27 protein-coding genes are annotated in these 25,391 nt (G+C 37.4%); 20 read left to right on the top strand and 7 right to left on the bottom strand.

Annotation, left to right across the window (positions count from 1 at the left end; all coding sequences use genetic code 11):
* Positions 1 to 284 precede the first annotated feature (284 nt).
* The 4 genes from I858_RS12355 (at position 285) to I858_RS12340 (ending at position 3,603) form a co-directional block, all read left to right on the top strand.
* Entirely contained in the window at positions 285 to 539 is a 255-nt protein-coding gene (locus I858_RS12355; RefSeq protein WP_049694736.1) for a hypothetical protein, read from the top strand.
* On the top strand, positions 511 to 2,454 hold the full coding sequence (locus I858_RS12350) for a helix-turn-helix domain-containing protein (RefSeq protein WP_049694737.1): 1,944 nt from the start codon (positions 511 to 513) through the stop codon (positions 2,452 to 2,454). Before I858_RS12355 ends, I858_RS12350 begins: the two co-directional genes overlap by 29 nt.
* Positions 2,455 to 2,593: 139 nt before the next feature.
* On the top strand, positions 2,594 to 3,025 hold the full coding sequence (locus I858_RS12345) for a membrane lipoprotein lipid attachment site-containing protein (RefSeq protein ID WP_049694738.1): 432 nt from the start codon (positions 2,594 to 2,596) through the stop codon (positions 3,023 to 3,025).
* Positions 3,026 to 3,225: 200 nt separating this feature from the next.
* On the top strand, positions 3,226 to 3,603 hold the full coding sequence (locus I858_RS12340; RefSeq protein WP_049694739.1) for a lipoprotein: 378 nt from the start codon (positions 3,226 to 3,228) through the stop codon (positions 3,601 to 3,603).
* A 62-nt stretch (positions 3,604 to 3,665) separates the two neighbouring features.
* Here the strand turns inward: I858_RS12340 and I858_RS12335 are convergent, their stop codons facing one another.
* Entirely contained in the window at positions 3,666 to 4,094 is a 429-nt protein-coding gene (locus I858_RS12335) for a hypothetical protein (RefSeq protein WP_049694740.1), read from the bottom strand.
* A gap of 267 nt (positions 4,095 to 4,361) precedes the next feature.
* The gene (locus tag I858_RS12330) at positions 4,362 to 5,069 is read right to left on the bottom strand and encodes a type II toxin-antitoxin system PemK/MazF family toxin (protein ID WP_049694741.1); all 708 of its coding nucleotides are present in this window, start codon (positions 5,067 to 5,069) and stop codon (positions 4,362 to 4,364) included.
* 407 nt (positions 5,070 to 5,476) lie between these two features.
* Here I858_RS12330 and I858_RS12325 point away from each other — a divergent pair, with 407 nt between their 5' ends.
* From I858_RS12325 to ystJ, 15 genes are all read left to right on the top strand, one after another.
* Complete coding sequence (locus tag I858_RS12325; protein WP_239457147.1) at positions 5,477 to 7,126, top strand: sensor domain-containing protein; 1,650 nt, start codon at positions 5,477 to 5,479, stop codon at positions 7,124 to 7,126.
* A gap of 236 nt (positions 7,127 to 7,362) precedes the next feature.
* Positions 7,363 to 8,058: a response regulator transcription factor gene (locus tag I858_RS12320; RefSeq protein ID WP_049694742.1), complete on the top strand. Its 696-nt coding sequence runs from the start codon at positions 7,363 to 7,365 to the stop codon at positions 8,056 to 8,058.
* A 200-nt stretch (positions 8,059 to 8,258) separates the two neighbouring features.
* On the top strand, positions 8,259 to 9,047 hold the full coding sequence (locus tag I858_RS12315; RefSeq protein ID WP_049694743.1) for a YveK family protein: 789 nt from the start codon (positions 8,259 to 8,261) through the stop codon (positions 9,045 to 9,047).
* On the top strand, positions 9,019 to 9,693 hold the full coding sequence (locus tag I858_RS12310; RefSeq protein ID WP_239457146.1) for a CpsD/CapB family tyrosine-protein kinase: 675 nt from the start codon (positions 9,019 to 9,021) through the stop codon (positions 9,691 to 9,693). The genes I858_RS12315 and I858_RS12310 overlap by 29 nt, the downstream gene beginning before the upstream one ends.
* A gap of 24 nt (positions 9,694 to 9,717) precedes the next feature.
* Complete coding sequence (locus I858_RS17050) at positions 9,718 to 9,873, top strand: hypothetical protein (RefSeq protein ID WP_157886519.1); 156 nt, start codon at positions 9,718 to 9,720, stop codon at positions 9,871 to 9,873.
* 15 nt (positions 9,874 to 9,888) lie between these two features.
* On the top strand, positions 9,889 to 10,161 hold the full coding sequence (locus tag I858_RS17545) for a polysaccharide biosynthesis protein (protein ID WP_049694745.1): 273 nt from the start codon (positions 9,889 to 9,891) through the stop codon (positions 10,159 to 10,161).
* A gap of 14 nt (positions 10,162 to 10,175) precedes the next feature.
* Positions 10,176 to 10,517 carry a polysaccharide biosynthesis protein gene (locus I858_RS17540; RefSeq protein WP_049694746.1) on the top strand — a complete coding sequence of 114 codons (342 nt, stop codon included), beginning with the start codon at positions 10,176 to 10,178 and terminating at the stop codon, positions 10,515 to 10,517.
* 157 nt (positions 10,518 to 10,674) lie between these two features.
* A complete protein-coding gene (locus tag I858_RS12295) occupies positions 10,675 to 11,178 on the top strand; it encodes a sugar-transfer associated ATP-grasp domain-containing protein (RefSeq protein ID WP_049694777.1) in 504 nt (167 codons plus the stop codon).
* A gap of 445 nt (positions 11,179 to 11,623) precedes the next feature.
* Complete coding sequence (locus tag I858_RS12290; RefSeq protein ID WP_049694747.1) at positions 11,624 to 11,953, top strand: hypothetical protein; 330 nt, start codon at positions 11,624 to 11,626, stop codon at positions 11,951 to 11,953.
* 155 nt (positions 11,954 to 12,108) lie between these two features.
* A complete protein-coding gene (locus I858_RS12285; RefSeq protein ID WP_049694748.1) occupies positions 12,109 to 13,095 on the top strand; it encodes a LacI family DNA-binding transcriptional regulator in 987 nt (328 codons plus the stop codon).
* Positions 13,096 to 13,180: 85 nt separating this feature from the next.
* On the top strand, positions 13,181 to 14,458 hold the full coding sequence (hisD, locus tag I858_RS12280; protein ID WP_049694749.1) for a histidinol dehydrogenase: 1,278 nt from the start codon (positions 13,181 to 13,183) through the stop codon (positions 14,456 to 14,458).
* A gap of 31 nt (positions 14,459 to 14,489) precedes the next feature.
* Positions 14,490 to 15,806, top strand: coding sequence for a GntP family permease (locus I858_RS12275; RefSeq protein ID WP_049694750.1), 1,317 nt, complete (start codon positions 14,490 to 14,492; stop codon positions 15,804 to 15,806).
* A gap of 84 nt (positions 15,807 to 15,890) precedes the next feature.
* Complete coding sequence (locus I858_RS12270) at positions 15,891 to 16,832, top strand: 3-hydroxyacyl-CoA dehydrogenase family protein (protein ID WP_083553705.1); 942 nt, start codon at positions 15,891 to 15,893, stop codon at positions 16,830 to 16,832.
* Positions 16,832 to 17,596, top strand: coding sequence for an SDR family NAD(P)-dependent oxidoreductase (locus I858_RS12265; RefSeq protein WP_049694752.1), 765 nt, complete (start codon positions 16,832 to 16,834; stop codon positions 17,594 to 17,596). The genes I858_RS12270 and I858_RS12265 overlap by 1 nt, the downstream gene beginning before the upstream one ends.
* Before the next feature lie 178 nt (positions 17,597 to 17,774).
* Positions 17,775 to 19,022, top strand: a complete 1,248-nt coding sequence (gene ystJ / locus I858_RS12260) for an NADP-dependent malic enzyme (protein WP_049694753.1) — start codon at positions 17,775 to 17,777, stop codon at positions 19,020 to 19,022.
* 52 nt (positions 19,023 to 19,074) lie between these two features.
* Here ystJ and I858_RS12255 read toward each other — a convergent pair whose 3' ends face one another.
* The 3 genes from I858_RS12255 to I858_RS12245 form a co-directional block, all read right to left on the bottom strand.
* Complete coding sequence (locus I858_RS12255) at positions 19,075 to 19,821, bottom strand: ABC transporter ATP-binding protein (RefSeq protein ID WP_049694754.1); 747 nt, start codon at positions 19,819 to 19,821, stop codon at positions 19,075 to 19,077.
* Between the two features lies 1 nt (position 19,822).
* A complete protein-coding gene (locus I858_RS12250; protein WP_049694755.1) occupies positions 19,823 to 21,454 on the bottom strand; it encodes an ABC transporter permease in 1,632 nt (543 codons plus the stop codon).
* Between the two features lie 72 nt (positions 21,455 to 21,526).
* Complete coding sequence (locus I858_RS12245; RefSeq protein ID WP_049694756.1) at positions 21,527 to 22,597, bottom strand: Fe(3+) ABC transporter substrate-binding protein; 1,071 nt, start codon at positions 22,595 to 22,597, stop codon at positions 21,527 to 21,529.
* A 420-nt stretch (positions 22,598 to 23,017) separates the two neighbouring features.
* On the opposite strand from I858_RS12245, the gene I858_RS12240 reads away from it, so the two are divergent.
* Positions 23,018 to 24,025 carry an LLM class flavin-dependent oxidoreductase gene (locus I858_RS12240; RefSeq protein WP_049694757.1) on the top strand — a complete coding sequence of 336 codons (1,008 nt, stop codon included), beginning with the start codon at positions 23,018 to 23,020 and terminating at the stop codon, positions 24,023 to 24,025.
* Positions 24,026 to 24,063: 38 nt separating this feature from the next.
* Here the strand turns inward: I858_RS12240 and I858_RS17045 are convergent, their stop codons facing one another.
* Both I858_RS17045 and I858_RS12235 read right to left on the bottom strand, forming a co-directional pair.
* A complete protein-coding gene (locus tag I858_RS17045) occupies positions 24,064 to 24,237 on the bottom strand; it encodes a hypothetical protein (protein ID WP_157886518.1) in 174 nt (57 codons plus the stop codon).
* 185 nt (positions 24,238 to 24,422) lie between these two features.
* On the bottom strand, positions 24,423 to 25,307 hold the full coding sequence (locus I858_RS12235) for a hypothetical protein (protein WP_049694758.1): 885 nt from the start codon (positions 25,305 to 25,307) through the stop codon (positions 24,423 to 24,425).
* Between the last annotated feature and the right edge of the window lie 84 nt (positions 25,308 to 25,391).

Below are 25,391 nucleotides of genomic sequence, written 5' to 3'. Positions count from 1 at the left end.
TGTTTTCAATGGTAGAGATAGTACTAGGGCTCTTGTATATTAACCCGTTCAGTTGAGAGACGCAAAAAGACAATTAAAACCCTTATTAGACCGTTAATTCGCACCTGAATTAGCGGTCTTTTAAATGCCGTCATATCAAGGTTCGTGTAGAAATAGCACCATTTCAACAATTGAATTGACAGAACATTCAAATGACTTACAATAATTATTGTAAGGTGTAAAATCCCTTGCTAAATCGACTGTTAATTCAGTTGCTAATTCTATTTGAAAAGGAGAGAGAAATTATGCGATTTATTCAACCGAAAAAGCAAAACTTACAGAAGGTCAATTGGGCATTACCAGACAAAACAATTGCGATTGTAAAGCATTATGCGGAGTACACGGGATATTCAGAGGAAGAGGTGTTATCTGCCTTCCTTGAAAACATCTTAGACGATCCGCGATTTATCACGTATGTAGAGAATAAACGAAACAACAAGCGCATTCTTAAGGATTTGGGGTTGATTGCTGATGATTTACAAGCGTCTCCTGAAGTATGACGAAAAAGCCATCCGTATCATCCATCCTGTATCGGCGAAACAACTGACAGATCGTACAAATGATTATCCGTTACTTGTTCCGAGAGATTTTGGCTTTAAACATTCAAAGGATGTATTCAAGCCAATTGAATTTGAATGGAAAGGAAAAATGTTCGAAATTCAATACAATACGTGTTCCGATCCACTTTGTAAAAATCACGGGTTGAAACAAGAAAAGTTTGGCATCAAATCAAAACCAAGTAGGTTCAAACTTACCGACGCTGGTGGCGAAAAGGCAATTCTCTGTAATCCAGATAGAGTAGAACCAGACAGTCCGCCTACTTGTGGAACTAAAACTGTAACTTTCTCAAATTGGTCGATAACAGAAGAAATCGAACGGCTCATCCGAATCAATTCGGTTGTACCAGTTGATAAGGAATATGAGTTTCACCGTCCTCATTGCGTAAATGAAACTCACACACCTCAGAAAAATCCCAAGTCATTCTATAAGCGTGGAACGAACGCTGCTAAGGCAGAACAGTTCCAATGCAAGGAGTGTAAAAAATACACCAATGTATCTCCAAACAAAAGCAGAAACACAACTTACAATCAAAAACGGAATGAAATTCTGCCCTTGTTCGCTAAACAGTTGGTTAATAGATCATCAATTAATCGAACGTGCGAAATTTTGGGTATCGGAAAAGGAACTTATTATCAAAAATTGGAATGGCTGTATCGCTGTTGCTTAGAATTTTTGGAAACAAGAGAAACTAAACCACTGGCAAACAAACATTTTCCAGAGATGTGGATTACAACGGACAAACTTCATTATGTGTTGAATAACGTATTGAAGAAAGGCAAAGGGAAGAATCGTGGTATCTTGATTGAGGATAAGCAATTGCTTACTTACATCGTAGCTTCTGCGGATAAGCGTTCGCGTTATGTATTCCGTTCTGACATTAATTTTGATTGGGAAAAGAGTCTGGATGAAATTGCTTCTGACACTCACCAACTCAAAGAAGATCATTTGCATTCGTTTTCCAGAAAAAATGAACGGTTTGGCATATATGCCGTTGCTCCCTGTCCTCCTACCAAGAATGACACGCAATCGATGGGAGAGTATCATCGTGGGTTGAATCAGTTTGAGCAGCGTAGACACTATGTAGACGGATTACACGTAAACAATGGATATAATTCTTTGGCTCATTTCTGGCTTCTGCGAAATATGCTATCGGTGGATCGTTGGAGGTTCATTAGCGATGATGACAAATCTACTAAACCAGCTATTGCGCGTGTTTTCAGTGAAGAAATTCGTTCAGGACACGCTCATCATTTTCTTTGCTTAACGGACAAAACGCTTACCCGAAAACAAGCAAGAGCTGAATTCATCAAGTCGGCACGAGAATTAAAGGAATGGGCAAAAGTGAATGGCTTGAAGTACGACAGCTTAAGCGATATTGCACTTTGGCAACTTCAAGACACGTTGAAAGTTCATAAATTCCATCAGAAACTTGTTGCTCCAAACGGTGAGATTTATTACAGACAAGCTAATAATCGGCTAAAGCACCCAATCGCGACAAGTGATCGTGGACACAGATTATTGGATGTATTGACCGATACGCACCATCTGACAAATATTCAACTAGCTATTTTAATGGAACAGGTCAATGACAATGCGATAAATACGTTCTTTCAGATTGTCAGACGAAGACTTTTGATTTTAGAAAGACCATTGGTTACGGCCAGGGGCGATGGGAAAAGTTATATCTATTCCAACTTCAATCCGAAATATGCGCAAATGGCAATCACGATCCTGAGGACTTATTACAACTTCTGTAAACCTTTTAAGATGAACGGAGAAAAGAAAACACCTGCCGAACGCTTAGGCATTGCCGACCGTGTATATACGTGGGAAGACATTATTTATAAACGTTAAAACTTCGATAGCTTAGCCAAACTTTGGTTGAGCTTTTTCTTTTTGAATATTGAATATTCTTTTCTGAATAATAAGGTAGAATAGTAAGTAAGAGGAAAAAGAAGGTGAACCTTAAAATAACAAAAGGGGGAGGATTAATTTGAAAAAAGTAATTTTATTTTTTATCTTGGCACTTATTTTAAGTGGTTGTACAAGTCAAGATGAAGATATTTTTTCGGAAGACGTTACTAGTGAAATCAATTATATCTTCGAAGGAAGCAACGAAAACTGGGGAATATCTTACAAGGTAGATGTTATTAATAAAAAGAAAGGCGAAAATCAAGTAGATGAATATGGAACTGCTAAATTTATTGGCGAAGGTCAAACTCCAGAAATGATAGATTACAAACTTGCTACTGAAACTGATATTAATAGCTCTGAGGGAGTTGGCATACCAATATATGATAGAATCGGTGATTTCGCACAAGGTTCTTGTGGGAATTGCGTACCTATGCAAGGTGACGAAGAACTGGAGTTAGAAATTATCTGGAACGGCAAATCAGAAAAAATCTTATTAACTACTAACGAATGATATCGCCTTAGCGGTGTCATTTTTAGAAAGACCACTGGTCACAAGCCGTGGCAAATCATTCGATGAAATTTAATCAAACACATATCTGTTCCATTCTAAAAGTTAGTCTAACCTTTCTACATAAATTAAAGGAAACGTTATTATTATCAGAATAATAAGGCAGAATCGTTAATAAGAGGAAAAGGACAGGAGGAACGATTATGAAAAAGATTATTTTATTAATAGCTTTAATATTCATTTTGAGTGGCTGTGCAAATGGAGACAGATATAATTTCACTGGAAGTAGTGAAAACTGGAATGTTTCATATGAGGTGGATGTCAAAAATGGTGATCGTGAGAGAACTAATGGAGTTATAACATTTATTGGCGAGGGAACGGCTCCAGAATTCATCGATTACAGAATGGAATCTAATTTGGGAGGAACAAAAAGTACAGGTGTTTCTGTAAAGGACAAAGTGGCGAATCTCGGCAATGATGCTTGTGAGGGTTGTTCCGTTATACAAGAAAATGAAGAGATAACAATGGAAATTGAATGGGATGGGCAAACCGAAAACTTAATATTAAAAAATAACGAATGATATCGCTTTAGCGGTGTCATTTTTTTTGCACAAAAAAATCATTCCCGATCTTCGGAAATGAATCATCTTTTACTATTATAGATTTGTTCGGCTACTACTTCAGGCTGATAATGAAAGTAGAAATATGGGTCTTCCTGAAACAATTCCACGAATCTTGAATCAATCATTAGATTTACAGTTTCTTCATCACTGAGTTGATATCTGGCTTTTATTTCTGATATCAACAACCCAATGTATTCTTCTGCTGCTTCTTGTTCAAGTTTATTATTTGGATTTAGTTTGAGTACTGGTCTCTTTTTTTCGTATGCCATCTTAGCTAGTTCTTGTGACGGATAATGGGCTACCAGTTCACCGTGCTTGTCGATTAATTCGCGGAGCTTGAAGTCATTAAGTACTGATATAGCTTGTTTGTCGGATACTTTGTAGATTTCCATTAAATCTTCTTTAATCACTTTGATAAATTCTTCAATATCTTTTTGCTGTTCGTTCATTTTTGATGCCTCCTTTTGATTAGTGTATACCCGAATGAAAGATTTGTTAAATAAGTATAAACAAAAAAGCCGTCGATTTCTCGATAGCTTTTAAGTCGCATTCCGCGCTGACGGTAAAAATACCGTCCCAAAGTTAAAAATTTGGCATTCCGCCCTGATGAGAATCACAATTAAGTTACTCATCCCAAATGTAAACACGTACAAAGGAGGTGTTTACTAATTAATAATTTACTCGAATATTTTAATAAGTCAACCAAATAATGAAATTTATTTTCCACTTTTCAGTTTTTCGATTTTATCTTTCAGTTCTTTTATTTCATTTTCTAATTCTGTTTTTCCTCTATATTCAGTTGGCAGTGTTCTTTGAAAGATAAGTTCTTTGATATCTTTAAAAGTTCGTGAATTAACTTCTATATTTCCAACTTTCTCTTCAAAAGTAATTCTTGATGTAGAGATCATTTGACAACTGTCTAGAATAAATACTGATTTTTTATCAGTGGCACTTTCTTCTTCAGTAAGCAAATAATGCCTTTTACTGCCACCCACATTATTTTTATAGTGGTATGCATTTTTAATAAATCCATAGTTTTCTAATATAGGCACAACAAATATTCTATTCCGACCATAAACAGAAAGAATCATAACGGGACCGATAAAAGAAGGCTCATTCTTATATCCTAAACTAAGATTAGCCAGTACTATATTTCCTGGTTTCAATTTTGGTGTTTTTCTTTTTATATCTTTGTGCGTTATATAATCAATCATCGAATTAATATAATCGGATACAAAATAAAAATCATCTTTAACCCAAATATTTTCTTTTTCAAGCTTCAAATAATCCCTAAATATACTTTTTAAAATAATCTTATCTTTTCTATATAACAATTCTTTCTTTTCTAAATCTTCTCCGAAAATAAATGGTTTGGTTTTTATTTTTTCTATACTTTTAACTATGAAATCCTGATTTTTTCTCACTTTGCACCACCTAACAATAAAAAGTTTAACAATATTGATTAATCATAATGAAAAAGAACAGAAAGGCGAGAAAAATGAGAAGAAAAAAATAGCAACGCCGATCCACGATTTTAGGTTTTTTGAAAACCTTGCGAATTGGAGTGCTATTTGGTGTTATAAGTGTACATTTTTTGATTGCTAAAATCCTTGTTATTTCCGATGCTATTTGAGAGTTTTGCGTCTCTCAACTGAACGGGTTACTTGTATATAGAGTAGTCTTTTTTAAAAAACTTAATAAATGATAATATCATAATGATTTTTTGTAAGAAAAAAGGGTTTTTATTAGTTCTAAGGCTATAACTAATCTTTTTTTCTGCTAAACTATAAAAGAGAATCTATATAAGTAAGATGTGATTGGGGGATCTGCGGTGAAGAATGAGGGAACAGCATTGTCTTTTGCACGTATATTAACAGAAGGCATTAAAGAAATGGTAATGGTCATCAGAGTTAACGGAGTTGCTTCTTTCACTTATGAATTTTTGAACAGCGCAGCAATGGAAAAAACCATATTGAATCCTGCTTCGATAGGAAAGACAATCGACGAAGTTCACACTCCAGAAATCGCATTTTTTTTGAAAGAAAGATATGCAAAAGTAGTTAAAACAAAAGAAAGTGCTCACTATGAAGATTTTTATTATTCCAGTGAGAATGCGTTGGTATATACAAAGTCATCACTAACGCCTCTTTATGGAGACAATGGAACATGCACGCATATCGTAAGCCACACAACAGATATTACAAATGAAAAAATGACGAAGAAAAAGAAACAAGCGTCGCATGATTATTTAGTAGAAAATTTTACACGGTCTCAATCTCTATTTGATAACAATACGGACATAATCGTTACAGTTGATACAGACGGCTTTATTACAGGAGGGAATTCTGTAAGCAGTCGGTATAGTGGGTATTCAATAAATGATTTAGTAGGAAAAGACATGTTCGACTTTGTAGTAGTTAAAGATAGAAAACTAGCAAAAGAACATTTTAACTTATCAGTCGCGAGAGAAATGAAAGATCAACGCGCACACTTGATAAATAAATCGGGTAATGTCATTGCTTGTTTAGTCAAGTTTGTTCGAATAACGACTGACCATGATGTGCTTGGCTATTATGTAGTTGCAAAAGATATGACAGAATTAGATAAAAGAGCAGAATTTTATAAAGTGGAAAAAGAGAACTATCAGATTATTGCTGAAAATGTACACGATGTCATCATGCTTGTTGGTCAGTTTAAAGAGTGTTTATATATATCGCCGTCTGCGGAAACTATTTTTGGGTTTCCAGTAAATGCTGATTTTAAAGGCACGTTTTTTGATCGTATTCATAGTGAAGATCGTGCTGTTGTATCCAGTATTTTCGAGTGGACCACTCAAAAATGCATTCGTAGTCAATCACAGTTTCGGTTGCTGCATGAAGAAAAGTCTTGGATTTGGATAGAAGTCTCTGGAACTCCTGTTTTAGCAGAAGATGGGAGCTTAAAGCACATGGTAATTATTGCAAGAGATATTTCGATTCAAAAAGAATACGAGAACCGACTAAAGCATTTTGCATATTTTGATGCGTTGACAGAGTTACCAAATCGTCGCTATTTTCAGGAATACGCGAATGACAGACTAGAACAAAGCCAAGATATAGCTATCATGATACTTGATATTGACGATTTTAAAGAAATTAATGACTTGTGGGGACACGAAATAGGAGATTCAGTGATTCAAGAATTTGGACATCGTTTAACTGGCTGTGTGCAAGGCGAAAATATTGTTGCACGCTTAGGAGGAGACGAATTTATTCTTTTACTAACGAATGTGACTAGCGACAAACGTGTAAAAGAAATGGCTAATGCTATTTACTTAGCCATGGAAACTCCGATTAACGTTCAACACCTTTCTTTCGACCTTTCAATTAGTATTGGCAGTGCACTAGGGTCAGCAGAGAAAACAACTATTTCTGCCATGATGAAACGTGCAGATTTAGCCATGTACCAAGCAAAACAAAAAGAAAAAACACTTTTCACATAAATTAGTCTTGTGTATTAGGAGAATATTTACATAAAAATTTAATTTATATTAAAGCGTGCACTAGCTTCTTCATAATAATGAATGTTTGAATTTTCAGAAAAAATAAGTATTCTTTTAAAATGAATAATGTTATGATTTTGATAAACAATAAATCCTATTTAACATACAAATACTGGTCTTTTTACTAGTTTAATATACGATACTGGCTTACTACTGAATGGATGGGAGGAAGATAAATGAGTTCTATCACTATACTACTCGCACAAGATGATGAAAGTGTTCGAGAACAGATGCGGTTATTTTTACTAAAAAAAGGTTATCGCGTCATTCAAGCTACAGATGGCTTTCACGTTTTAGCGCTGCTGGAAAAAGAAAAGCCGGATCTTATGCTACTAGATATCGAAATGACCGGCATGAATGGACTGGAAGTGTGTAGAAGAGTTCGTCTAAAAACAACATTACCTATTTTGTTTGTTAGCTACCGAAAAGAAATGGCTTATAAAATACAAGGTCTTGAAGCAGGCGGAGACGACTACATAACTAAGCCGTTTGATTTTAATGAATTAGAAGCACGGATACGGGCGGTTCTTCGAAGAAACAGTTGGAAAAAAAATGACGATGATCAACTTGCCGTTTTGAAATATGGAGACCTCCATATCCACGTAGACTCTCGTGAGTTGTACATCAGAGGAGAACAAGTAAAACTTCATCATAAAGAGTTTAAGTTATTGCTTCTTCTTGCACAGACACCAAATCGCGTATGGACTGCTGAGCAATTATATGATCAAGTCTGGGGCTATTACTCTGAAGGCGATATACAAACAGTCAAAGTTCATATTAGTAAGTTACGAAAAAAAATTGAAAAAAATCCATCCCAACCAAAGTTTATCGAAACGGTAAGAGGATTCGGTTATAAGTTTATATGGAGATAAAAGCATTCGGTGTATAAAAACCGAATGCTTTTATTATAAGTGTTGAAAACAACAATAACTCAATTACATGATCGTAAATACATAAGTCGAATGAAGTGTAAGTTTTCTATTTTATTGGAATTTTTAGATTATTTAACCCCTATTTAACCTTTATCTCGTACATTGGTTCTATAATAGATCAGAAACAGGAGGATTGGACTATGGAGACTACCTTTAGTTTGAATAAATTTCTTAAAGCAATGTACAAGAGGAAATCGCTAATTCTTCTTATTACACTTGCCTTTATTGTTTTTAGTGCAGTAGCAAGCTACACCGTTATGAAGCCAGTTTACCAAGCGACTACTCAAATTCTAATTAACCAAAATACAACAGCTAGTCAGGATTTTAATAGCTTAGATATTGATACAAATCTTCAATTGATCGGAACATACAATGTCATTATTAAAAGTCCAGCTATATTAGCAAGTGTTATTGAAGAATTAGAGCTAAATGAAACGGCTCAATCTCTAACTGAACGAATTACTGTCAACAATATAGAAAGCTCACAAGTAATAACTTTATCCGTCGAAGATTCTTCTATGAAACAAGCAGTGCTAGTTGCGAACACAACAGCTACTGTTTTTCAAAAAAGAATCAAGCAAATGATGAAAGTGGATAATGTCAGTATATTAGCTGCAGCTGAAACAACTGCAAGTCCAAAGCCGATTCGTCCAGATCCTGTATTTAATATGGCGATAGGTGCAATTATTGGCTTGGCATTTGGTATTGGTGTAACACTTATTTTAGAGCAATTGAACACAACCGTTCGCTCAGAAGAAGATATAGAGGAAATGGCTGGGCTTCAAGTGCTAGGAGTTGTCAGCCCAGTAAATAACGATTTGAAGATGGACAAACCACTGAATTTGACTGAAAGATTGGAGAAGGATATATATGCGAACAAAGAACAAGACAAAAAGGGTAATGCCGCGAAAATTGGTGGTTCGTACTAATCCTCAATCGATTGCAGCAGAACAATATCGGACCATTAGAACAAACATTAATTTTTCGATTCCTGAACTAGATTCAAAAGTGCTCTTGTTTACATCTCCTGCTAAAGAAGAAGGAAAATCAACAACTGCTGCGAATATGGCAATTGTATTTGCTGAGACGGGTAAAAAAGTTTTATTAGTCGATGCGGATATGCGCCGACCTACTTTGTTTCGAACTTTTCAACTGGGGAACAGTACAGGGTTATCTAATCTATTGTTAAGAAAAGGGAATTTAAAGCATTCAGTAAAAGCGAGTGGCATTGCTAATTTGGATTTACTGATGAGCGGACAAATTCCGCCTAATCCTGCGGAATTGCTCGAGTCAGATGCATTAGACGAATTGCTTGAAGAAATGCGTGGTTTGTATGATTATGTGCTTTTTGACTCGCCGCCAATTCTTTCGGTAACAGATTCTAAAATTCTTGCAAATCGATGCGATGGAACGGTATTAGTCATCAACACAGGAAAGTCAGAAAAAATCAGTGTTGAAAAAGCGCGTGATTCTTTAGCGACTTCAAAAGCATTTATAGTCGGAGTTGTATTAAATAATTATCCAATGACCAATGAAAATTATTATTATCATAACTACAACGAGGAGATGAACTAGAATGCTGGGGAAGGAAGAGAACGCATGAAAATCAATAAACGACAATTGCACGACATTTTTCGTCGTTTTTTGACATCTTTCCTTAGAGGCTTTCGTCATGTTCTTGGACTTGTTTTAACGGAATTCAAAAAACGTGAAGAAAAAATAGAACTAGTAGCTAAGCCAACAGTTCCCCATTAAACAAATAAGGTAGTGATGATTACGGGCGCAAGTGAATATATTGGTACAGAAATTGGACGCCAAGTCGCTCGGTTTCATCCTTCATGTGTTTTATTGCTTGGAAGTGAGTTGGAGTCATTAGCTAGAGTTGAAAATGAGTTAAGCAAACAGATAGAGAAACACACTAAAGTTGTTTTTTTCATCTCCAATATTCAAGATAAAAAAAGGCTTTTTGAACTTATGGGCTGTTATAAACCTTCAGTTATTTTTCATGCAGTGGAGATCAACAAGTTGATTTTACGCAACTAGAAGCAGCCAAACTAGTGTATTCACAGGCTCAAAGCACACGCAACATGGCAGAAGCTGCCAATCGCTTTCACGTCGATATTTTCGTACTAATTTCTTCTGAGAAGGCTGCAAAACCAGTAAATTTAAATGAAGCTTCTAAAAAACTAGCTGAAATAATTGTTGAAAGTGTTTCAGCAACAAGCTCAACTCAGTATAAAATAATTCGACTATCTGAGAATTTCTTTAGAAACGGTCTATCCGTAAAAACAGCTCTGCGGGATGAAAAAAACCTTACTCACACGCATATTATTCAACAAATTCTACACATCAGTGGGAGAGAAGCTTTGTTTAGTAAAGATGATTTGTCTCAATTTTAAAAAAAGAGTTGTGTATACAGAACTTCCAAAGCAGAAGCGACTTAGTCAAATAGAACTAGCACGGTTATTAAAGCAATTAAAAAAAGCCTCAGAAGAATAAGTTCGTGAGTTGGTCATTTCAATTATAAAGCAATAAATTATGAAAGGCTGTGAGCTGATGAGCGAAGAAAAACTTACGAACGCATTTCAATTTGAGAGAGCGATGAGTAGAGATGCCTGTTATATGAATGATAAACTCATTCAGCAACATTCGTTTTTGAATAAGATCTATCCTTATGCTTTAAATACCATCAACTTAGTGACTTATTGTGAAGATCATACGGTTTCGTTGTTATCAGCTAGTTTAGAAATAGGCAGAATCCATAAAAATACTGAATTTGCTAATCGCATTAGTGAAATTTCCTGCGGATTAGACCATGAAGGGAATTTGAAATCATACGCTTATGATTTGACAACACTTCATAAAATTTATAAGCACCCACAAACACGCTTTGTTTTTGAAGGAAGCAAGATTCCGCATTTTAATCAATTAAAGTCATTTGCTATTCAATTGCATAGTGAAAACAAGACCAATGGTGTCATCTCGTGGAAGATGGCATTAGATTCGGAAGGACAAGCTATTTTACTGACTACTTTAATGGAAAATGATAACTTGCTTTAAGTTGTCTTGGTCTACCTAATACAAATAGCATGGAATCAACCCAACCGGTCTGGCCACTTCGCTTTCCTGGGAGCTCAGCTTCAGCTTTCGCTGTCTCACAAGAGTTTCCGTAGCCAGACCAGTTGGAAGCATAGAACTATACTGAAAGAGACTAGATTATTTATCCGTTTTTTTACTTAGAGAATTTTAAACCGTTTAGTAGTCTAGGATTCGGAGCGCAAGCCCGCGGAAACAAGCTAACATTAGTAGCGCAGAATAACGTAGAACGTAAGGAAAAAATGAGTTATTCTCTATTGAATTATAATTATTCTTTTGTCTACAAGCCCAACTACTTGCCCATGCAGGTAGTTTTTCTATGTAATAATTCTATTAAAAGTATGCACTGAGCTGTTTTCAAAGAAACAGAAGGGTATGGAACAATGTAGAGCGAAAGGAGAGTGAAGTTATGGAAATTATAGCGGAAAAAGACTTATTGAAAGATCGTTACGGAAATTATTATATGGTATCCCATGCCTCTAAGAAAGCATTGACGATCGTGAATGAGGCCATGTATCAAGCACTTAAAGAAACACTCGACGAAGAATTAGTAGCGAAAGTAAAAGCGAACTATTTGCATGATATAGCTTGTGGAAAGTATTTTGCAGATTTGGTTCATGAACAAGTCGAACAAATGACGAATTCAGAAAATGGTGGAACAATTTACGATATCGAAGAAGTGAAAAAAGAGTACGATTTGCATATAAAACCACTATATGATGATTCGTTCTATTTATAACGATTAATGCTTATTTTAAGCAAAGACGATTCACAAGTGAAAAAAAGCTTGCCGTTGAATAGGCAGGCTTTTTTTGTGTGCAACCAAACTACAGCTGTCAGCCAAGTCGAAATAAGGTAAGCTAGAGTTATGATTAGTGAAAAGGGTTGAATAAAATGAAAACAACAATCAATGCAAAAGATGTCGCAAAATTGGCAGGTGTCTCTCAGTCATCAGTTTCTCGCGTTTATTTTGAAGGAGCTAAGGTTTCTACAAAAACACGCGAAAAAGTACTAGCTGCAGCAGAGGAATTGGGATATCGACCAAATGAATTTGCTAGAAGTTTAATTACCAATCGAACCAAAATTATAGGTTTAGTGATGAAAGGAGTACAAAATCCTTTTTATCCTCAAGTATTGACTCAATTTGCCAATGCCTTTAAACATCATGGTTACAGTGTGTTGTTTGTTCATACCAATAGTGATGAAATTCAAGCAGAAGACATCGAAACGCTATTGAATTATAATGTGGCTGGAGTCGTCATCACAGATGCTTCGATGTCATTAAATGTAGCAGAAAGCTTTAAAGCCAATCAAATTCCGTTAGTTTTCTTTAATCGTAAACTAAGTCACTCTACGTTTTATTCGGTTTGTTGCAATAATTTGAATGCTGGACGTTCTATAGGTCACTATTTAATGGCAGAAGGTTTGAGAGATGCCGTCTATATTTCAGGTAATGAAAATACATCTACAAGTTTGGAGCGCGAAAAAGGATTTGGCGAGGCGCTAGATCAATGTACGCTAACTTATGCAAAACATACTTCTGATTTTACTTACGAGGGTGGGTATAAAACAGCTCTGAACATTATCAAAAATAACACTTTGCCATCGGCCTTTTTCGTAGCAAATGACATTATGGCTTTAGGAGTTTTAGATGCTTTGCGAAAACACGCAATTCAAGTTCCTCAACAAGTAAAAGTTATTGGATTTGATAATATTAGCATGTCTTCTTGGCCAGCTTATGAATTAACTACATGGGAGCAACCTATCGAAGAAATGGTAGAAGCAACAGTGAATTATTTAATGTCTGAAATTGCTAATTATTCAGGAAGGGTGGAGGCTGTAGAAATTGAAGGAAAGTTGATTGAGCGAAAAACGACATAATAACTATTGACATTTAATAAAAACCGTCTTATTATCTAAATAGTTTCACATTTGCATACGTATTCAAAAAATTGGAGGAATCGATATGGTGAAAATAGTAAAAGCAGGCAAATCGCAAGAAGAAGTAAGTGCGAACGATTCGAAGATTTCACAAATTGTAGCAGAAGCTTTGCAATCTGTTGAAACACAAGGTGATAAAGCAGTTCGTGAACTTTCAAGAAAGTTTGACAAATGGCAACCAAATTCTTTTCGTTTGTCCCAAGCTGAAATAAATGCAATCGTTTCCAATGTGCCAGATCATGTGATTGAAGATATTAAATTTGCTCAAAAAAATATTCGTGAATTTGCAGAAGCGCAACTCGCTTCTATGAATGATGTAGAAGTTGAAAACATACCAGGAGTGATTCTAGGTCATAAAAACATTCCAGTGAACAGTGTAGGCTGCTATATCCCTGGTGGACGTTATCCAATGGTCGCTTCCGCTCACATGAGTGTGTTAACGGCTAAAGTTGCAGGTGTTAAACGTGTAATCGCTTGCACGCCGCCAATCAATGGTGAAATACCAAATGCGACAATCGCAGCAATGTCACTAGCTGGAGCAGATGAAATTTATTTGCTTGGTGGTATTCAAGCAATGGCAGCGATGGCAATCGGAACGGAAACAATTGAATCAGTAGATATGATTGTTGGACCGGGTAATGCCTTTGTAGCGGAAGCAAAACGTCAATTATACGGACGCGTTGGAATCGATTTATTTGCTGGTCCCACTGAAACTTTAGTAGTAGCAGATCATACAGCGGATGCCGAAATGGTAGCGACCGATCTTTTAGGTCAAGGAGAACATGGACCCACTTCACCAGGTGCTTTAATTACTACTTCAGAAGAATTAGCAACTGAAACAGTTAAAGAAATTGAACGTCAATTGGAAACATTAGTAACAGCAGATGTTGCACGTGTTTCATGGGAAGATTATGGTCAAATATTAGTAGTAGATTCTATTGAAGAAGCTCGTATTGAAGCAGATCGCTTAGCTTTTGAACATGTAGAGATTCTTACGGAAAATCCAGATTATTTTCTTGAACACATGACAAACTACGGTTGCTTGTTTCTAGGACCAGAAACCAATGTGGCATATGGCGACAAAGTAATAGGGACAAATCATACATTGCCAACAAAAGGCGCTTCTCGTTACACGGGTGGATTATGGGTAGGGAAGTTTATTAAAACCGTTACTTATCAAAAAGTGACACCAGAAGCGAGTGCTTATATTGGAGAATATGCAGCACGATTGTGTCAGCTTGAAAACTTCGCAGGACACGCTGAACAAGCGCTCCTCAGAGTAAGAAGATATGGCAAGAAATAAGTTAATCTGAGGAGTATGGGAGGTTGTTTCAATGCTTGGTATGATTGGAATGTTTGGAGGCTTGATTTTATTAATCATTTTGACGATGCGTGGAATGAATTTGCTGATCGCGGCACCATTGACTGCGTTACTTGTAGCCGTATTTAATGGGTTGCCGTTATTTCCACAACTTGCTGACGACGGAGCAGCCAATTTTTTAACAAACTATATGACTGGCTTTACAGGATTTATCGCTTCTTGGTATTTGATGTTTTTGACCGGTGCGATTTTTGGTAAAGTGATGGAAGATAGTGGAGCGGCTGACAGTGTTTCAAAATGGATTGTCAGCAAAATTGGTATGAAACGAGCAGCTTTAGCCGTAGTACTGGCATGTGCAGTCTTAACTTATGGTGGGGTTAGCTTGTTTGTTGTAGCTTTTTCAGTATACCCAATGGCACTTAGTTTGTTTAGACAAGCTGATTTGCCACGTCGTTTTATTCCAGCAGCACTTGCCTTTGGATCTACGACTTTCACAATGACTTCTGCTGGCTCACCTGAAATTCAAAACTGGATTCCGATTGAATTTTTAGGAACTTCTCCATACGCTGGATGGGAAGTCAGTATTTGTGTGGCCTTGTTCATGATGATTTTTGGCTATTGGTGGCTGAAGAAAATGATTGCCAAAGCAATGGCAAAAGGCGAGCGATTTGTTTCAAGAAAAACAGATCCTTCTGTAGAAGAACGTACAGAACTACCAAATCCTTTACTTAGTATGATTCCGCTTGTAGTCGTTTTGGGTATCTCATTTTTGTTTCATAACTCATTGGGAACTTCAGCATTAATCATTGCATTAACTGGAGGAATTGCTGCGACTTATTTTATCAATAGAAAATATTTTCAAGATATCAGTCATGCTTTTAGTGAAGGAGCCTTAGGAGCAGTTATCGCAATTGCTAATACGGCAGCGGTAGTTGGCTTTGGGGGCGTTGTAAAAGCTACACCCTCTTTTGAAGCAGCAGTGGATGTCATGACAGGTATTCCAGGTAGCCCATTAATTGGTGGTGCACTTGCCGTAGCTGTTATTGCAGGTTTGACAGGCTCATCTTCTGGTGGACAGGCTATTGCTTTGCCACTACTGGCACCTCATTATTTGGATATGGGTGTCGACCCAGAAGCGTTGCATAGAACGGTCTCTATTTCTTCAGGATCATTAGACTCGATGCCTCAAGGAGGATATGTAGTAACAACGATTCGCTCTATTGCAGGTGAAACACATCGCGATGCGTATCCTGCATTTGGTGCACTGACTGTAGTGGTCCCATTAATTGGTGCCGTTTTAGCAGTTATATTATTCTCAGTAGGCTTATAAGATTAAATTGCCCAGCAAACACAGTGACTAACAGTTTGTTGGGCAATTTGTATTGTACGATGAGGAGCTAAAGGAGTGAACGCAATGGAAAAAATTTCGATTCTTGGAGCAGGTACGATGGGACATTCGATTGCGTTGTCAGCAGCATGGGGCAATCAATTTGTGAAAGTATATGGGATAAATCAACAAGATATTGAAAACGCTGACAAAGGCTTAGGCAAAAAATTAGAAGTCATGGTTGAAAACGAGTTGTTCACTGCAAAACAAGCAAAAGAAATTAGAACACGGATTACTTTTACCACTTTTTTAGAAGAAGCTGTGTTAGAAGCGACTTTTATTGTAGAAGTAGTTCCTGAAGTTTTAGATTTAAAAAAAGAGCTATACAATAAACTTGAAACCTTAGTAGAAGACGATGTAGTTATTGCGAGCAATACTTCAGGTTTTAAACCGAGTTTACTAGCAGCTGATATGAAACATCCTGAACGTTTTGTTGTTACACATTTTTGGAATCCGGCCCATCTTATTCCTTTAGTAGAAGTTGTTAAAGGAGAACATACACATGAAAAAACAGTAGCACGAGCCATGACAGTGTTGAAAAAGATGAATAAGAAAGCGGTGTTGCTGCATAAAGAAATTCCAGGATTTATTGGCAATCGACTGCAATATGCTTTATTTCGGGAAGCACAAGCATTGCTAGATGCTGGAGCGGCTTCAAAAGAAGATATTGATGCAGCTGTAACGTACAGCATTGGGCGTCGTTTGCCGATAACTGGTCCATTGATGTCAGCGGACATGGGGGGATTGGATGTTTTTTCAGCAATCTCTAATTACTTATTTGAAGAATTATCAACAGATCAGCAATCTGGTAAAATCTTGACTCAACTCGTAGAGGAAAACAAATTAGGCGATAAAACCGGGCAAGGCTTTTATTTGTGGGAGCCCGAGGTTTCAGCAATGTTAAACGAAGAGCGCGAACAGACCTTGATTCACTTTTTGAAAAACGATTTAAAGGGAGGGAATTTATAATGAGCAATTACTTTTCTGAACTGAAAAACAAAACCGTGATTGTTACTGGAAGTAGCAAAGGAATTGGCAAAGATATTGCGTTAACTTTCGCGAAGTTACAAGCCAATGTAGTGATATCTGGTAGAAATCAAAAAGACCTTACAGCTACCTTAACAGAATTACAAAAACACAATTCCAAATGCATGGCTGTGTGTGGTGACTTGAGTAGTATTGAAGAAGTAAGAACGTTGATTGATCAAGCAGCGGCTGAGTTTGGAACGATCGATGTACTAATTAACAATGCAGGTATCAATATTGCCAAACCGGCTATGGAAGTTACCGAAGCTGATTGGGATACAGTGTTAGATTTGAATTTGAAAACGGCATTCTTTGCTAGTCAAGCAGCAGCTCGTTATATGCTCGAACAAAAAAATGGACGTATTATAAATATTGCTTCACAAATGGCGTTTGTTGGCTATGTAAAGCGAGCAGCTTATTGTTCAAGTAAAGGTGGATTGGTTCAGCTGACAAAAGCTTTAGCTGTTGAATGGGCACAGCAAGGAATACGAGTGAATGCGGTGGCACCGACGTTTATAGAAACAGAGTTTACTGCAAAGATGTTTGAAAATAAAGAGTTTAAAAACGATGTTGACAGGAGAATTTTACTTGATGGTTTGGCGCAACCTGAAGATATTTCGGGAGCAGTCCTGTATTTAGCGTCAAACTTAGCTAATTTTGTAACAGGTGAAACCATTAAAGTAGATGGAGGCTGGACTGCTATTTAACTCTAAAAAAAGAAAGAGAGAATTTTACTGCTCCTTAAGTTAGTAAATTTATCAAATGATCATACTCGATCGTCTTATCCGCCTAAAGTCTGAATAATATCTAAAATAAGTGAAAACTCTTTTTATTATGTGAATACGCTATATAATAAACAATTATGAATAGAAGGAGATGAGGCAAATGTCCAATTTAAAGAGTGATTCGCTGCAATTGCATAGAATGCATCAAGGCAAACTAGAGATTCGTTCAAAAGTGGCGGTGGAAAACGAAAGAGACTTGAGTCTTGCTTATTCTCCAGGAGTAGCTGAACCTTGTAGAGAAATTGCTGCAGATCCATCAAAGGTTCATGAGTACACGATGAAGAGCAATATGGTAGCCGTTGTCACAGATGGAACTGCTGTTCTAGGTTTAGGCAATATCGGACCTCTTGCATCGTTACCTGTAATGGAAGGCAAGGCTGTGCTGTTTAAGGAATTCGCGGGTGTCGATGCGTTTCCAATATGTTTGGATACAACGGATGCTGAGTTGATTATTCAAACGGTAAAGTTGCTCGAACCTGGATTTGGCGGAGTCAATCTCGAAGACATTTCAGCTCCTACTTGTTTTATTGTGGAAGAAAGGCTGAAAAAAGAAATGGGCATTCCTGTATTTCATGATGATCAACACGGCACGGCAATTGTGACACTTGCTGGGTTGATCAACGCGTTGAAATTGGTAGGCAAAGACGTGCAAGAAACCAAAGTTGTAGTCAACGGCGCAGGAGCTGCGGGAATTGCTATCGTTAAATTACTAAGTAAGTTTGGGTTTGGACAGTTGATTATGTGTGATACTAAAGGTGCTATCTATAAAGGACGTCCCCACGGCATGAATCCATTTAAAGAAGAAGTGGCTGAAATGAGCAATTATGAACGCAACCAAGGTCAACTTGCCGATGTCATTCAAGGAGCAGACATTTTCATTGGCGTTTCAGCAGAAGGCGCATTGACTGAAGACATGGTACGTTCAATGAATCGTGATGCAATTATTTTTGCAATGGCTAATCCGAATCCTGAAATTCTGCCACATTTAGCGAAAAAAGCTGGTGCAAAAGTTGTTGGAACAGGGCGTTCTGATTTTCCAAACCAAGTGAATAACGTTTTAGCATTCCCCGGACTTTTTAGAGGCGCACTGGATGTATTGGCGACAGATATTAATGATGCAATGAAAATCGCTGCAGTCGAAGCCATTGCAGGCTTGCTTGAGACAAATGAGCTTCATGAGGATTACGTTATTCCAAAGCCATTCGATTTACGTGTAGCTTCGGCTGTAGCTGCAGCAGTTGCTAAAGCTGCTATCGAAACAGGTGTGGCACGCAAAACCATTGAAACAGAAGATGTGATGCAAAAGACAGCGAGTTTATCAACAATTGGAGAAAATCATAATTCGTAATAACAAAAAACAGCCAACCTTCTTTTAGTAAATAAAAGAGAGTTGGCTATTTTTAGCTATGCATTAATTGTTTTTCTTCTAGTGGAACAGCAGTTTCACTGTGACCTTCTTGACGGTATACGTCGAGTAAATCACACGGGCGACCTATAAAGTCAGTGTGACCATTTTTAATTTTAACAATCCGATCTGCTAAAATATGTGCATCTTTTTCGTCATGTGTCACAAAAATAGAAGTAATGTTCGCTTTTTTTAGAATGTCACGCAATTCTTTCCGTATTTTTTCTTGTAACTCTGCATCCAAATTGCTAAATGGCTCATCAAGCAAGAGAAGATGAGGATTAGGCGCAAGCGCTCGGGCAATTGCCACACGCTGTTGTTGCCCACCACTTAATTGGTGAGGATACCGCTTTTCATAGCCTTCTAATTCAACTAGCTCTAATACTTCTTGAAGTCGTTTCTTTTTGTCCGCTTTTTTCATGCGAAACAGTCCAAACAAAATATTATCGGCAACTGTCATGTGAGGAAATAATGCATAATCCTGAAACACCATGCCGATCCCTCTTTTTTCAGGCTGTATAAATGTTTTTTCATCACATAAAACTTGATCTTGAATCGTTACTGTTCCGAGTGAAGGATTTTCAAGGCCAGCAAGAAGACGAAGAACGGTACTTTTCCCGCTACCGCTTCGGCCAAGAATGGAAATGACTTCTCCTTTTTCAATCTCTAAAGAAAAGTTATCAAGTGCAACTGCTTTTGTGTTTGGATAAGAAAAACAGAGATTTTCAATGGTTACGAACATATTAATCCAACTCCTTTTCCAAAAACTTATAAAAGACCACAATTGCCAGAGCACTGATACCAACAATCAATAAAGAAGCTTGAGAAGCTTCCATGATCTTTTCATCGCTCGCGTACTGGAAAGCTTTCGTAGATAGTGTATCAAAGTTAAATGGTCTTAAAATTAAAGTTAGTGGGATTTCTTTTAATACATCGATAAAGACTAGAATAAATCCGCTAATGATTGCGCCTTTCATCATTGGCATATCTACTTTAAAGAATGTTCTTGTAAGTCCTGCTCCCAGAAGCCGCGAAGCATCTTGGAAGTCGGTTCCGATTTTATCATAACCAGTCTCAATCGAACTATACCCAATGGCAAAGAAACGAATGATATAAGCTGTTACGAGCAAGATAATGCTGACGCTCAGTACAAGTGTCGTATTCATGCCTGCTAGTTTGTAAAGAGGTGCTAAAAATTCATCTAATGCCACAAAAGCAGTAACGACAGCGACTGCAATAACAGCTCCAGGAATAGAATAACCGAGAACCGTTAGTTTCGGCAATAATTTAGCTACTCGTCCTTGGACAAGACGTGCGAAATTGCCGACAATCAAGGCGAAAACAATAATCGTTGCAGCACTAAATCCTGCTACAAAGACTGAGTTTCTAATGTAGGATAAAAATTCATCGACTGGAATGGTTCCGAAAGTTAAAATCGTCCAATCGACTAGTTGCGCAATGGGAATGAAAAATCCTACTGACAAGATTCCTAAACCATAGCTTGCGGCAGCAAATGCTTTCCAGCCGGTTAACTTAATGAGCGGCAATGGCCGAACTTTAGTGGAAGAATAGCTATATTGGCGTCTGCCACGAAGAATTTTTTCAATCAGTAAAATCAAAATAACAAATCCCATTAAAGAAGCTGCAAGTTTAATAGAAGTTTCGATATCTCCTAACCCAAACCACGATTGGAAAATCGCTGTTGTAAACGTCTGAATGCCATAATATTTCACGACTCCATAATCATTCAACACCTCTAAAACCACTAAACTAGCACCCGCAATTATAGAAATTCGCGATATCGGAACAACTACTTGGAAAAATGTGCGCCATGGACCTTTGCCTAGTAGTCGTGTGCTTTCGATTAACGAAGCAGATTGCTGCGCAAGAAAAACTTGCGTGATGGTATAAACGTAAGGATATAAGAAAACCGTATAAATGAAAATGGCTCCTGGCAAATTCATGATATCGAAATGAGCAGGATTTAGTTCCATATCGAACTTTTCACGAAGTGTCGTTTGGATAACTCCCGTGTAGTTAAATATTCCATGATACGTATAGGCTCCAATAAATGGCGGAATGGAAAGCGGAAGAATCAGTGCCCATTTTAAAAATTTTCTGAAAGGGAACTGATACTGAGCAATTAGCCAAGCCAGGCTTAGCCCAATGAAAATCGTTGAAATAGCAGTAGCTACCACAAGAATCAAGGAGTTTTGAACAAAGGACCAAAGAACAAATTCCTTCATATGCTCCCAATTTTCATTAGATGGAGTAAATAAACCTGTCACAATCGTCATGTTTGGCAAAAACAAGGCAGCGATAATGACTAAAGCTGCAACCGTCCAAACGTTTATATTTGCTAACCTTCTTTGCATGGCTTTAGCCGCCTTTCCAATCGCTAGAAATCCCTTGCCGTTAAAAACTACAGCAAGGGAAGATCTCGTTGATTATTTCCAGCCTACCTCGTTAAAGATCAAAATTGACTTAGCATTATTGTCTCCTAGTGCAGAAAGTGGGATATCTTGCTCTTTAAAATCACCCCATGATTTAAGCAACTCAGAAGGTTCAACTGCTTCGTTTACTGGGTATTCGTAGTTTGCTTCTGCAAATGTTTCTTGTGCATCAGGAGCTGACAAAAACTCAAGTAATTTAATTGCATTTTCTTTATTTTTTGACGTTTTTACAACACCTGCACCACTAACGTTAACATGAGTACCGGTTGTTTCTTGGTTCGGGAAGAAGATGCCTAGACCTTCTGCAATTTCAACTTCAGCTGGATCTTCAGAATTTAACATTTGACCAAAGTAATAACTGTTCATAATCGCAACATCGCCAATTCCAGCTGCAATTGCTTTTGCTTGGTCACGATCTCCGCCTTCAGGATCGCGTGCAAAGTTATTGACAAGTCCTGCAGCCCATTCTTTGGCTTTTTCTTCACCTTCAATTTCGATAAATGAAGCGAGTAAAGATTGGTTGTAAATATTTTCAGAACCGCGAATTAACACACGGCCATTCCACTCGTCTTCTGTCAATGCTTCATATGTTGATAAGTCTTCAGGTTTTACAGTATCTTCATTATAAACCATAATTCGTGCACGTTTTGTTAAACCGTACCACATTTGATCAGTGTCACGATAGTTTTCAGGGATTTGCTCTTCTAATAAATCACTTGATACAGCTTGTAACAAACCATCTTCCTTGGCGCGGTATAAACGTCCAGCATCTGCTGTTAAGAATAAATCAGCTTCTGTGCCGTCTCCTTCGCGTTTGATGCGTTCAAGAAGCTCATCTGCGTCACCTTTGATTAAGTTTACTTTAACGCCTGTTTCTTCTTCGAATTTTTTATAAAGTTCGTCGTCTACATCGTAATGTCTTGCTGTATATAGGTTAACTTCTGTACTTTCTGTTGCTTCTTCTTCCGGCGCATCATCTTTTGTTGGCTCAGATGCCTCGTTATTGCCACATGCTGCTAAAACAAGCAGTAACAATGCCAAAATGAAGTATAAGGATTTTTTCATGAATGTCTCTCCTTTTAGTATGTAATTGAGAAGTTAAATGAAAACCATTCTCAACCTCAATTATAAAGTGCTAATTGAGAATGTCAATCACAAACAGCGATGTCTACCGTTTTATTTTTAATTGTGTCTAAAAGTTGAGCATAGGAGAATAAGTTTATATGTAGAGTAAACTCTACGCATTACTTGACTTGGCTATGCGTGCGTTAATGTTCTGTTTTTTTACTATTCAATTGGCAAATCAATAGCCGACTCTTGGGATCATCAGCCACTCTGGCTGTGCGACTAAAACATACCGTTTTGCCGGTTTGTCTTGTGCCCGTCAAATCTACACAGGCGCTTTTGCTTTTCTTTGTTTGAGCAGAAGAAAGGATGTTTTTGTTAAACATCGCTACAATGAAGAGGAATAGGAGTGAAATGGTTATGCAAACTAAGAAATTCGAAAATATTCCATTAGCTGTGCTCGATTTGGCACCAATTAATGAAGGTGCGGAAACAGCACAGACTTTCAAAAATAGTGTAGAGCTCGCACAACGAGTTGAAAAATTAGGGTTTAATCGCTATTGGTTAGCTGAACATCATAATATGCCAGGCATTGGTAGTTCTGCAACGTCGGTTCTCATTGGACATATTGCAGGGGCGACAAAGTCTATTCGTGTTGGTTCAGGTGGGGTTATGCTTCCCAATCACGCACCGCTTGTGATTGCTGAGCAATTTGGTACATTAGAAACTATTTATCCTGGACGCATCGATTTAGGATTAGGACGCGCACCGGGTAGCGATCAAGCGACAGCTCATGCACTACGTCGGAGTTTACAGAGCAATGGCGAAGATTTCCCACAACAAGTAGCTGAACTGGAAAATTACTTTTCGGAAAATCCAGTTGGTCGTGTTCGTGCTTTTCCTGGTACTAATTTGAAAATTCCTCTTTGGCTACTTGGGTCAAGTGGATTTAGTGCGCAGCTCGCTGCATTAAAAGGCTTACCGTTTTCATTTGCTAGCCATTTTGCACCGGATTACATGATGCAAGCTTTGCAGTTGTATCATCAAAACTTTAAACCATCAAAAGCGTTAGACGCACCATATGCTATGCTGGGTGTTAATATTATAATTGCGGAAACGCAAGAACGCGCTGAGTGGTTAGCCACGTCTTCACAGCAACAAATGTTTTCGTTGATGCGCGGAGAACCAACAACATTCCAACCGCCTATTGATAATCTAGAAGAGGTGTGGACAGATCGTGAAATTGCCATTTTCCGCGACAAATTGGATTCTGAATCGATGATGGTGGGGACATCGGAAGTCGTGAAACAAAAACTGGAAAATTTTATTCTTAAAACTAGAGCCAATGAGATCATTGTCAATTCAGCGGTTTTTTACCAAGAAGATCGTTTGCAGTCGTATGAATATTTAGCAGAAATGATGGAATAAGAAAAACCCCGTTCTCAGAACGGGGTTTTTTAGCTAGATTAATGAAGTTCTTTGCTTGTATGTTCTTCAGGGGTTTGTTCTTCTGCCATCACTTGGTGTTCATAAAATGAAAATACGGGTGCTCCTTCGCCAATCATATTCAGCATTGCATTAAAATCTTCATCAAGACGAAGTTCAACTTCTCGTGGATCGAGTACTTTGTGTTCCATCATGACCAACCTCCTCGTTTACTTTTCAGCAGCCACAGGAAATAGATTACTTTATTTGATTCACATCAATTATACAGATTATTCAGTTAAATAGCTAGCGAGTTGTTTAAGTAATAAAGAGAAACTACAAAATCGATAAAGTAATTTATAAAAAAACGTTAAAGCCATAGCTTTAACGTTTTTCTTTGTCATTGCTGATTGATTTCTGCGTTTAATACCATCGATTCAAAAAATAGAGAAGGCGATGACTCTTGCCATTCTACCGAAGGTAAATCGGCTGTTCGTTTATCGATATAACCATAAGCCATTTGTGTTCTGGGATCGTCTGTTAGCTCGAGCTTAACTAGTGGTCCCTTTGGAGTAAGCCAGTTCAACTGTGACAAGCGGTTTTGAAGTGAAAATGAGATCCACTCATCTTCTGCTTTGTCTGTTTCAAAAAACGGCTCTTGAGAAGCCATTAACCACGTATAACTTGTGTGTTTTGGCGGCAACCATAAACTTTTCGACAGGACGCCTTCTTCGTTTGTAAATTCAGCAATTTCATGGCGCAGTTCTTGTACCCAGTCGCCGTTACCCAATTGAAGATTGCGAGATACGTAAACATTTCCTACTAAAATTTCGCCGTTTTTCGTTTTGAAAACACCATAAGGATTTGTCGTAGGATCTGTTCCATAAATCGCTTCGTCAAGTGCAACAGTCGATTCTGGGTTCCATGACTCAAATTCAGCATCCTCTATATTGGTGAGATTCAATGAAAAAGTATAAGGAATCCAACCGGTATTTTCAATTTTTTCGAAAATGATCGAAGTGCCATTTTCTAGAGATCGGTCAACTAACGTATAGGTTCCTACTTGCAGACCAAGCAATGTCAGATTAAAAACTTGTGTCTTATCTGTTTCTTGTTTTGTCACTTCCGGTTCACTGAGTGAAATGAAAGTGGGTTTTTTAATGGTTAAAGAAACATTATTTTCAGAATAAAGTTCCACTTCATTTGTTAAAAACATGACAGCAGTAAACACAATCAACGTCATGAAAAATACGACGCTTATTAAAACAATTATTTTTCGTAACACATTTTCCACCTCTGTTTTCTACAAGTTATCCAGTAGTGATTATAACACGCCCAAATAGTCACCGCCCGTGAACATTTGAGCATC

Origin of the sequence: Planococcus versutus, from assembly GCF_001186155.3 — a bacterium.
GTDB classification, from domain to species: Bacteria; Bacillota; Bacilli; order Bacillales_A; family Planococcaceae; genus Planococcus; species Planococcus versutus.
The sequence above is the reverse complement of the archived record's forward strand: the minus strand, read 5'-3'. Positions and strand labels throughout refer to the sequence as shown.

Coding starts and splice junctions, on each gene's coding strand:
- I858_RS12355 (WP_049694736.1), top strand. CDS start 285: ATGCGATTTATTCAACCGAAAAAGCAAAACTTACAGAAGGTCAATTGG.
- I858_RS12350 (WP_049694737.1), top strand. CDS start 511: ATGATTTACAAGCGTCTCCTGAAGTATGACGAAAAAGCCATCCGTATC.
- I858_RS12340 (WP_049694739.1), top strand. CDS start 3,226: ATGAAAAAGATTATTTTATTAATAGCTTTAATATTCATTTTGAGTGGC.
- I858_RS12335 (WP_049694740.1), bottom strand. CDS start 4,094: ATGAACGAACAGCAAAAAGATATTGAAGAATTTATCAAAGTGATTAAA.
- I858_RS12320 (WP_049694742.1), top strand. CDS start 7,363: ATGAGTTCTATCACTATACTACTCGCACAAGATGATGAAAGTGTTCGA.
- I858_RS12315 (WP_049694743.1), top strand. CDS start 8,259: ATGGAGACTACCTTTAGTTTGAATAAATTTCTTAAAGCAATGTACAAG.
- I858_RS12310 (WP_239457146.1), top strand. CDS start 9,019: ATGCCGCGAAAATTGGTGGTTCGTACTAATCCTCAATCGATTGCAGCA.
- I858_RS17050 (WP_157886519.1), top strand. CDS start 9,718: ATGAAAATCAATAAACGACAATTGCACGACATTTTTCGTCGTTTTTTG.
- I858_RS17545 (WP_049694745.1), top strand. CDS start 9,889: ATGATTACGGGCGCAAGTGAATATATTGGTACAGAAATTGGACGCCAA.
- I858_RS12295 (WP_049694777.1), top strand. CDS start 10,675: ATGAGCGAAGAAAAACTTACGAACGCATTTCAATTTGAGAGAGCGATG.
- I858_RS12290 (WP_049694747.1), top strand. CDS start 11,624: ATGGAAATTATAGCGGAAAAAGACTTATTGAAAGATCGTTACGGAAAT.
- I858_RS12285 (WP_049694748.1), top strand. CDS start 12,109: ATGAAAACAACAATCAATGCAAAAGATGTCGCAAAATTGGCAGGTGTC.
- hisD (WP_049694749.1), top strand. CDS start 13,181: ATGGTGAAAATAGTAAAAGCAGGCAAATCGCAAGAAGAAGTAAGTGCG.
- I858_RS12275 (WP_049694750.1), top strand. CDS start 14,490: ATGCTTGGTATGATTGGAATGTTTGGAGGCTTGATTTTATTAATCATT.
- I858_RS12270 (WP_083553705.1), top strand. CDS start 15,891: ATGGAAAAAATTTCGATTCTTGGAGCAGGTACGATGGGACATTCGATT.
- I858_RS12265 (WP_049694752.1), top strand. CDS start 16,832: ATGAGCAATTACTTTTCTGAACTGAAAAACAAAACCGTGATTGTTACT.
- ystJ (WP_049694753.1), top strand. CDS start 17,775: ATGTCCAATTTAAAGAGTGATTCGCTGCAATTGCATAGAATGCATCAA.
- I858_RS12255 (WP_049694754.1), bottom strand. CDS start 19,821: ATGTTCGTAACCATTGAAAATCTCTGTTTTTCTTATCCAAACACAAAA.
- I858_RS12250 (WP_049694755.1), bottom strand. CDS start 21,454: ATGCAAAGAAGGTTAGCAAATATAAACGTTTGGACGGTTGCAGCTTTA.
- I858_RS12245 (WP_049694756.1), bottom strand. CDS start 22,597: ATGAAAAAATCCTTATACTTCATTTTGGCATTGTTACTGCTTGTTTTA.
- I858_RS12240 (WP_049694757.1), top strand. CDS start 23,018: ATGCAAACTAAGAAATTCGAAAATATTCCATTAGCTGTGCTCGATTTG.
- I858_RS17045 (WP_157886518.1), bottom strand. CDS start 24,237: ATGATGGAACACAAAGTACTCGATCCACGAGAAGTTGAACTTCGTCTT.